Consider the following 9,113-nt stretch of genomic DNA (forward strand, 5'->3'; position numbering starts at 1 on the left):
TTCGTTGTAAAACAATTATTTCACAGAAGAAGTTAAGCTTTTCAAATCTTTTATAAATCTATCTACATAATATTCTTTAGTTGCCCAGGAGGTAACAAGTCTTATAACAGAATATTCTTCATCAATACTTGACCATATGCTGAATGAATATCTTTCACTTAATTTACTAATTAAACTATTTGAAAATATTGGGAATATTTGATTCGTAGTGGAATTAATCATTAATTTATATCCTAGGTTTTCTATATTTTCACTTAGTTTATTTGCCATTTTATTAGCATGATATGCTAAATCAAAAAACAAATTATCTTTAAATAACTCTAAAAATTGAATTCCTAGTACTCGGCCTTTAGCAAGCATGGCACCTTTTTGTTTTATATTAAATCTGAAATTTTCATTTATTTTATCATCATTTATTACTATAGCTTCTCCAAGGAGAGCCCCATTTTTAGTTCCACCAATATAAAAAACATCAACAAGTCTTGATAATTCTTTTAAAGATAAATCATTGTCCTTAGCGCATAAACCTGATCCAAGGCGAGCTCCATCTAAAAACAGGAGCAAATTATTAGCCTTGCAAAATGATGAAAGTTCTTCAAGCTCTGATTTTTTATATATGCTACCAATCTCCGTGGAGTTTGATATATATACTAGTCTTGGCTTAACCATATGTTCATCAGTATGTATATCCAGTATCCCTTTTACATCTTTTGCGGTTAGTTTTCCATCTTTACTAGCTATAGCATTAACTTTATGCCCTGTTGCTTCAATAGCACCAGTTTCATGAATATTGATATGCCCTGTATCTGCTGCTATTACGGATTCATATGGTTGTAATATGGATGATATTACAATTAAATTGGCTTGTGTGCCACCTGAAACAAAATGTATATGGGCATTAGGATTGTATAGTTTCTTTTTTATAAGCTTAGCAGCTTCTAAGCAATAATAATCCTCACCATACCCATCTTGTTGCTCTAAATTAGTATCAAATAATGCATTTAAAATGTTACTATGTGCGCCTTCACTATAATCATTTTTAAAACTGTACGAAATATCATTCGGTGAATCTTGCATATTATCATTCATGATTTAATTCCTCCTATTCTTATATAGCTAATTATAGACATAATTGTCCTAAATAAAAACTATAACTTGTTATTTCGAATATTTACAGAATAGTACAATAATTATTTATAATATTAATTAATAATAGCTATTGACAAAGCGCAGCAGACTTAGTATAATAAAGACACACAAAGAAGATAATCTTTCTTCACAGTGTAAGCTTAAATCTATAGAAAGAAAGGATGTGGCCTAAAAATTAAAATTATAAAGAAACATTTTAATTTACATGAAAGTGTGGTGGTTGCATCAATCAAAACAATAGCTGGCAAAAGAAATACAAACTAACCGTACTAAATTAACCCTCAAGAGTTGGAATGAAATTATCACAACTACATTGTTTATTAACGGGAATTGGTAAGGAGAATGGTATTGATTAAAAACTTAATAAAATATAGAAGCTAACCCATACTAATTAATTGATGGGAATTAGCTTCTATATTTTTTGATTATTTTAAGCTTGTACAAAGACTACTTGCTGCTTCTTTAATAGTATTTAATTTGTAGTCTCTAGTTTTTTGGGTTATAGAGATGAAATCATGTTTTATTGCTCTTAAATGGGTAACAAATTTGTTCATAGTGTCTAAACAAGAGACGGTTCCATTACCGGTACCACCAGCAGCTGCAACAGATATTATAGGTTTTCCAGCTAAAATATTTGTGTCACCACTAAATGCCTCACAGCGTCTTAATCTATCTAAAAAATTTTTTGCACTTTCACTAAGGTCACCCCAATAAACAGGAGAGATTATGATTAAACCATCCGAATCTTTTAGGGAAGCATGGACTTCTTGAAAATCATCTTTTACTTGACAAATATGATCACTTATACAAGTTCCCCATCCATTATCACAAGCATTGCAAGAAGGTATGTTTAAGTCATTTAAAGAAATCAATGATACTTCTGCACCACTTAAAATAGCTCCATCTTTTGCATGTTTCCCACAGGCAGCGGTCAACCCATCCTTATTTGGACTTGAAGTTATTATTGTAATTTTCATAGTTAATTCCTCCTATTAATTTATACCTAATTATAACGCTGATTAGGATATATAAAAACTAAAACTTGATTAATTATATACAATATATCTGAATTTTGAGTGTTATCATAATAATCAAATAATTATTCATATTATTAATTAATAATAATTGTTGACAAATGCAATAGTAGTTAGTATAATAAAGACACACAAAGAAGAAGTTCTTCTCTCAGAGTGTAATAAGAAATCAAAAATAAGAAAGGGTGTGGCCCTAAGATCAAATATTTAATGAAACATTTGAATGTAACTGAAAGTGGGGTGATTCCACCAACAACAAAATATGGAGTAAAAAATACAAACTAACCGTACTAGATTAACCCTCAAGAGTTGATGTTAAATTACACAACTATATTATTTATTAACGGGAATTGGTAAGGAGAATGTAAGTGGATAAAAATTTAATAAAAGGTAGAAGCTGAGCCCATAAGGATTTATTAATGGGAAATTAGCTTCTATCTTTATTTTGGCTATAATATAATTTAGGATTAACTATTTAAATGCATCTCTAACTATGGACCAAGGCTCATTAAACTCTAAATTATTACTAGTGCGAAGAGTTGGGTCAACGTCAAACAAAGACTCATAAATTTATATATTGATATGAGATATTATATATGGTATAGTAATTATTGTAAATTAAATAATGTCTTTAATATGAAAAAGGAGATTTTTATGAGTGTGGTTGTTCTTAACTAACTAAGTAATTGAATATGTAAGTCTTTAAGGATCTAAAAAAATCTGCTTTACAGTAGGTTATTTTGTCATGGATTTTTTAGAGAACTTATAGCTTAGATAGGAACACGGATACACTATCCTTTTCATTATTAAGGTTAATGCCGTGCATTTGCACGGTATTTTTTTACCTAAAATTACTGTATTGTGATTATTAAATGCTATAAATAGCTTTAGTGAAATATCATAATAATCAGTAATTATGTTTAGAAACTTTTAGTAGGGAATACTATAGCTCCTTGGATAATTTTAGGCATATTAATGGGATTTGAGACTGTAAGTGAAGTTGTGTTCACTTACAGTCTTTTTCTTTTACACAAAAAATTCAAAAAGTAGAGTGGAGGAGTAAAAATTGAATAATAGAACTATGGAATTATTAGAATACCCTAAGATAAAAGAAATACTAAAAAGTTATGCTATATCTGATTTGGGCAGGGACATGGCTGAAAGGCTAGAGCCATATGTTGATATCAATCTTATTGAAAAGTATATGAATGAAACTTCAGAGGCAAGAGCTATAGTGAATATAAGTTCAAGTATTCCTATTCATAGCTTACGAGGAATTGAAAATGTGAAACAAAAGCTGGGAAAAGATATTATCTTATCTCCAGGCGAATTGGATATTATAGCTGGGCTTCTAAGGGATGCTAAAAAGTTAAAAAAATTTATGGAGGATAAAGAATATGCAGCACCTGTTATAAGCCAATACGCGCAATCAATTTATGAACTTAATGATTTAAGAGAAGAAATTCAAAGATGTATCTTATATGGAAGAGTTGATGATAGGGCTAGTTCAAAGCTTTTCAAGCTAAGAAAAAAGATAGTAATTTTAGAAGATAGAATAAAGAGTAAATTAGACAATGTTCTTAAAAATGAAAGGTATAAAAGCTATATTCAAGATGCTATAGTCAGTGAGCGAAATGGAAGATATGTAATTCCAATAAAAAGCGAATACAAAAAAAATATTGTTGGTGATATTCACGATAAATCTAGCAGTGGGTCCACAGTGTTTATTGAGCCAGAGGAGGTTAAAAAAGCACAGAATGAGCTTAATATATGGAGAATAGAAGAGGAAAAAGAAGTTTATATCATATTGTCCACATTAACTAATATAGTCGAAGGCTACAATAGAGAAATGTCTATAAACATAGAGACTATGGCATATTATGATTTTATTTTTGCTAAAGGTAAATACAGTAAAGCTATGGATGCTAGAGGTGTAAAACTAAATACTAAAAATTATATTAATATTAAACAGGGCAAACACCCTCTTGTTGGTAAGTCTGCAGTACCATTAGATTTTGTAGTGGGAGAGGACTATAGAGCAGTGGTTATAACAGGTCCAAATACAGGAGGAAAAACAGTAGCACTAAAAACAGTTGGACTCCTAACGATGATGGTGCAATCAGGACTTAATGTACCCGTTGGTGAAAATAGCGAATTTGCAGTGTTTGCAGATATTTTAGCTGATATTGGCGATGGGCAAAGCATAGAGCAAAGTTTAAGTACTTTCTCATCTCATATAAAAAATATAGTAAGTATTTTAGGTTGCGCAGATAAGTATACTTTAGTTATTATAGATGAGATTGGATCAGGCACAGATCCTGGGGAAGGCATGGGACTCGCAGTATCTGTCCTTGAAGAAATTTATGCTAAGGGGTCAATAATGCTCGCAACTACTCATTACAGTGAGATTAAGGATTTTGCTAAAAATCATGAAGGGTTTATAAATGGTTCCATGGAATTTGATATTAATACTCTAAAACCCTTATATAAATTAAATATAGGTAAGGCAGGGGAAAGCAATGCATTTTTAATTGCACTAAGACTTGGTATGGATAATAAAATTATTGAAAGGGCACATGAAATAACTTATAAGGAGAAAAAAGATTATTCAAAATATAAGTGGGAGAAAAATGAAGTGATACTTCAGCCACTAGAAGCTACTCAGATTCATGAGGAGCAAATTGAAAAGCTTAAAAAAGCAGAAATAAAAAATAACAAAGGCGAAAAACAAAAAACAGAGCTCAAATTTAAATTAGGAGATTGCGTATATATAAGCTTTATGGGTAGAACTGGTATAATATGTGAACTCCAGAATTCTAAAGGTGAATATGGAGTAATGGTAATGAAGAAAAAGCTTAAAATTAATCAAAAGAGACTTTCACTTTATATACAAAATAATGAACTGTATCCTGAAGACTACGACTTTGATATTGTTTTTGATACTAAGGAGAATAGAAAAAACAAGAAAATTTTAAGCAAAGGACATGTAGATGGAGTAAAAGTAATTGTAAAGAAAGGTGATGAATTGGAATAGCAGCTAACCTAAAAGTTACTGCCATTCCATCCCCAATGGGATACTTCTTCATACTTAATATATATATTCTCAGGGCTGATTTTTAACTCTAGATTCAAAATATCAGTAATAGCTTCTGTCATTTTTTCATAAGCAGCGTTGTCTGCTTTCCCGAATAGCTTTACTTCTACAAAAGCTATTCCTTGTTTGTTTGTTCCTTTAAAATAAAGATTTTTTTGGTCTTCAAAAGAAACCATAAGCCATTTTTCTGACTTTCCAGGGATAAGTTCGATTGCTTTTCCAAACTTACTTTTTAGAATTTCTTCTTTTTGTTTTGATATTTTTATATTTACCTTTGTTTGAATAAATGGCATATTTATTGCCTCCAATATTGTATTAACTTTAGTGGTCACTAAATATATTTTAACACTTTAGAACTCTCATATCAATTTCAGATATACAAGTTTTTCTGCTAGGAATTTTTTATTGTAAAATATATACCCAGATCTATTTACACAAAGTGGTACGACTTTATGTGATAATATTACATAAAGTGGGTTGACTTTTGCAAATAACATGCCATTATTTAGGTATGATATAAATGATTTAGAAAAATTGATTTTGATAAGTTAATTAAAGAAGGACGTGGAACGTACGTTAACGCTGAATATAAAGCTTTGATTAAGATTCAAAATGTGACTCTTTACTTTAGGGAGAAGCATCAGGTAAGACATATATTTTGACAATAACGATCTTAGTTCAAATGCAGATTCAGATTCAGAGGATATTATTAGGTGGCTAGAGTTTATAAATGTATCACAAGCAAAATTAAAATGGCAATTACAGCAATTTATACAATTATTAAAGCTACTAGAAAAGAGACAAGCAATAAAATCCATTGATATTGTAATTGATAGTCTTCCTGAAGGAAGACAGTTTTCAAAATCAGATGATTGAATATCAAGACGTAAATAAGTGATTGGAAAAATTATCATGGTGGGTGGTAGGGAGAATTGTTTGATTGAGGTGGATAGAGAGGATAAGGCGTTGCCAATGTTAATAATAAAAGCAAATAAATTGATGAAATGGAAAAGAATTTGTAGTATACTGATAATGGGGTTAATTAGAGAAAGTGGTAAACAGAGTAATAATTATCAAAGCTTTTATAAAAATATACCTAATCCAAAAACAAGAAGAAAAGAAATGTTTTTCCACAAAGTGATAAAAACAAATAAATGAGGGATTGAAATTTAAAAAATACAATTTGTTCATAAATCACTCATGAAAAACAAATTAGACTAGCTAGCGTGGCAATTATATTAGCTGGAGTATATGTATCTAATAAATAAATATAGATAGTAAATAAGTTAGGAAAGCCAACCATTGCAGTAGAATATTGGGCTTCTGAACATACATCTATTATAATGGCGATAAAATTGTGAAATTGCAATCAGGCTCAATTATATCGGCTAGTAATGACTTTGGTTAGGGAGGGAAAATCATATGAGAAAAGCTTTAGTTGTGGGATTTAATAATTATAAAGGTTGTGAATTGCATGGTTGCATAAATGATGCTCATAAAATAGCAGCATTATTAGAGAAAAATGAAAATGGATCTCCTAATTTTGAAGTTAAATTAATTACAGATGAAAATAAACAAATTACTCAAGGGGAATTAAGGGGTCATATAACTGACTTATTTAGTGGTACTTGTGATATGGCAGTATTATATTTTTCCGGTCATGGAACAATTTCATCAAGTGGAGGTTCTATAGTTACACCTGATTTTACGAAACATAATTTAGGTATTGGAATGAATGAAATCTTAAATCTTGCAAATGCATCAAATTTAAGAGACAAAGTGATTATTTTAGATTGCTGTCACTCAGGTGATTTTGGAAATCCACTTGGAGAAAGTTCGGATTTATGTATGTTAACAGATGGAGTTACAATACTTACGGCTAGTAAGAAAGATGAAAGTTCAGTTGAGGTAAATGGTGCAGGAATATTTACGACTCTTCTTGTAGATGCACTTAATGGTGGTGCAGCTGATTTAATAGGACATGTAACTTCTGGTAAAATTTATTCTTACATTGATGAAGCACTAGGTGCATGGAATCAAAGGCCGGTTTTTAAAACAAATGTTTCAAGATTTTCAAGTATAAGGGAAGCAAAACCTCCAATTAATGTTAATATTTTAAGAAATTTAACTAAGTACTTTCACAGTATTACTGATCTTTACATTCTAGATCCAACATATGAATTCACATCACCATCAAAAAATGATGATAATGTAGTAATTTTTAAGGAATTACAAAAATTGGTAGCTGTTGGCGTTATAGTTCCAGTTGATGAAGAGCATATGTATTTTGCGGCAATGAATAGTAAAGCTTGCAAATTAACATCAATAGGATATCACTATTGGAAACTTGCTAAAGAGGGAAAAATATAATCAAGTAGCTATATAGAGAAAGGGGTAACAGTAATGAAAGTATTTATATCTCATAAGAAAGAAGATGAATTGGTAGCATTAGATGTATTTTTAAATTTAAAAGAATTAAAGGTAGATGCATACTTAGATTTAATAGATAGTGGAATAGAATTTAAAGGGGAACTTCTTACTGAACATATAAAAAGAAAATTAAATGAATGTACTGATATATTAGTTGTACTAACAGAAAAAACCAAACTTTCTTGGTGGGTTCCATTTGAGATTGGAATGGCATCTCAAAAGGAGCTTCCTATTGTTAATTATTTAAGTGAGGGAACTAGTCTACCTGACTACCTAGAATATTGGCCAAGGCTAAAGAATGCTGGTGATTTGTCAAAATATATAGCGATTAATAAAAAGCAGGAGTCAGATATATTATTAGAAAAGGCTATGGGATCATTTAATAAATATGCAAGTTATGAAAATCGTACAGAAAAGTTTTATAAAGATTTAAAAGCAGTATTATAAAAAAATTATACTATATGAAGTGATGTAGTTTATAAAAAAGTTTAATTCAAATTATAAAAAAATAATCAGAAGAATAAAATTCAGTTATATCAGAGGATTTATGATTATAAAATTTAGATACTGCTAAGAAAACATATAGTTTTGCCCAAACTTTATTATAAAAAATATTGAAATCCATTAGTTGTAATAGATATGTTTAATCAAACTTTGTTACAAAATTAAAATGATAAATTAGGGATGTTAAGCCATTTCAAAGTCATATTTGGATTAATCTTTATTCTAAATCAACGGCAAAGTATAAATCATGATAAGTATAACAACAGTTGGTGAAGTTATTTTGCTGTAAATCCTAGCAGGATTATATTAAATATTTACCAGTTGAAGAATTGGTACTGAAGTTATAAATAACTACAATAATTGTATTTATTGTGATTTATACATATAATCAGATTAAAATTATAAGTCCTCTAAGAAAGTCAAATTACACTGTGAATTGTGCTATGAGAATAATTATGCAATGTTAAGGATGCTCATCCTAGTTATCTTCCAGATTGTAGTATAATTGTGATGAAGGCGATGTATGCTCTTATCCAAAATTCATGACCTATTAGGTAAATGTGCTGAAGATGAAAATAATCCCAAAATTGAAAGGGTTACTTAATAAAAAATCCTAAGGATATAATGAAGTATAATATAAAATACTTTGCTTTGCGAATAATCCACAAATAGGGAATAAAATTACAAATTGTTCATTACTACCTATAGGTGTACCAAATATTTTGTATGAGTCATCGTTTAATTGGAATGATTAATGAGATGAATTAAAATAGTTTTATTGAATTAAAAAAAGTTCTAATTGAAACTTATTATCATAGTATTATGTCTTAGGGAGGATTATGAAACTTTTATAGAATTATATACTAATAACTATAAATTATTTGGAGGTACTAACTTGATCA

The 9,113-nt window shown here is 29.5% G+C and carries 7 protein-coding genes; 4 read left to right on the plus strand and 3 right to left on the minus strand.

Going from position 1 to position 9,113, the window contains the following annotated elements:
• Positions 1 to 15 precede the first annotated feature (15 nt).
• Both BR66_RS0106670 and BR66_RS0106675 read right to left on the minus strand, forming a co-directional pair.
• Positions 16 to 1,089, minus strand: coding sequence for a threonine aldolase family protein (locus BR66_RS0106670; RefSeq protein ID WP_242841119.1), 1,074 nt, complete (start codon positions 1,087 to 1,089; stop codon positions 16 to 18).
• Between the two features lie 485 nt (positions 1,090 to 1,574).
• Positions 1,575 to 2,126 (minus strand): flavodoxin family protein, encoded by a 552-nt coding sequence (locus tag BR66_RS0106675; RefSeq protein WP_026882216.1) that lies wholly within the window; start codon positions 2,124 to 2,126, stop codon positions 1,575 to 1,577.
• Between the two features lie 1,123 nt (positions 2,127 to 3,249).
• Between BR66_RS0106675 and BR66_RS0106680 the strand changes: the two genes are divergently transcribed.
• A complete protein-coding gene (locus BR66_RS0106680; RefSeq protein WP_026882217.1) occupies positions 3,250 to 5,217 on the plus strand; it encodes an endonuclease MutS2 in 1,968 nt (655 codons plus the stop codon).
• An 8-nt stretch (positions 5,218 to 5,225) separates the two neighbouring features.
• Here the strand turns inward: BR66_RS0106680 and BR66_RS0106685 are convergent, their stop codons facing one another.
• Positions 5,226 to 5,570, minus strand: coding sequence for a phenylpyruvate tautomerase MIF-related protein (locus BR66_RS0106685; RefSeq protein WP_026882218.1), 345 nt, complete (start codon positions 5,568 to 5,570; stop codon positions 5,226 to 5,228).
• A 643-nt stretch (positions 5,571 to 6,213) separates the two neighbouring features.
• On the opposite strand from BR66_RS0106685, the gene BR66_RS0106690 reads away from it, so the two are divergent.
• From BR66_RS0106690 to BR66_RS0106700, 3 genes are all read left to right on the plus strand, one after another.
• The gene (locus BR66_RS0106690; protein ID WP_156946241.1) at positions 6,214 to 6,435 is read left to right on the plus strand and encodes a hypothetical protein; all 222 of its coding nucleotides are present in this window, start codon (positions 6,214 to 6,216) and stop codon (positions 6,433 to 6,435) included.
• A 264-nt stretch (positions 6,436 to 6,699) separates the two neighbouring features.
• Positions 6,700 to 7,647, plus strand: coding sequence for a caspase family protein (locus BR66_RS0106695; protein WP_026882220.1), 948 nt, complete (start codon positions 6,700 to 6,702; stop codon positions 7,645 to 7,647).
• 33 nt (positions 7,648 to 7,680) lie between these two features.
• Entirely contained in the window at positions 7,681 to 8,154 is a 474-nt protein-coding gene (locus tag BR66_RS0106700) for a TIR domain-containing protein (protein WP_026882221.1), read from the plus strand.
• The last annotated feature ends 959 nt before the right edge of the window (positions 8,155 to 9,113 follow it).

The organism is Clostridium akagii DSM 12554 (assembly GCF_000686725.1).
Taxonomy (GTDB): domain Bacteria; phylum Bacillota; class Clostridia; order Clostridiales; family Clostridiaceae; genus Clostridium_I; species Clostridium_I akagii.

Bases quoted from the DNA above. Each gene is read 5' to 3' on its own strand.
- BR66_RS0106675 (WP_026882216.1), bottom strand. From the start codon at position 2,126: ATGAAAATTACAATAATAACTTCAAGTCCAAATAAGGATGGGTTGACC.
- BR66_RS0106685 (WP_026882218.1), bottom strand. From the start codon at position 5,570: ATGCCATTTATTCAAACAAAGGTAAATATAAAAATATCAAAACAAAAA.
- BR66_RS0106670 (WP_242841119.1), bottom strand. From the start codon at position 1,089: ATGAATGATAATATGCAAGATTCACCGAATGATATTTCGTACAGTTTT.
- BR66_RS0106695 (WP_026882220.1), top strand. From the start codon at position 6,700: ATGAGAAAAGCTTTAGTTGTGGGATTTAATAATTATAAAGGTTGTGAA.
- BR66_RS0106700 (WP_026882221.1), top strand. From the start codon at position 7,681: ATGAAAGTATTTATATCTCATAAGAAAGAAGATGAATTGGTAGCATTA.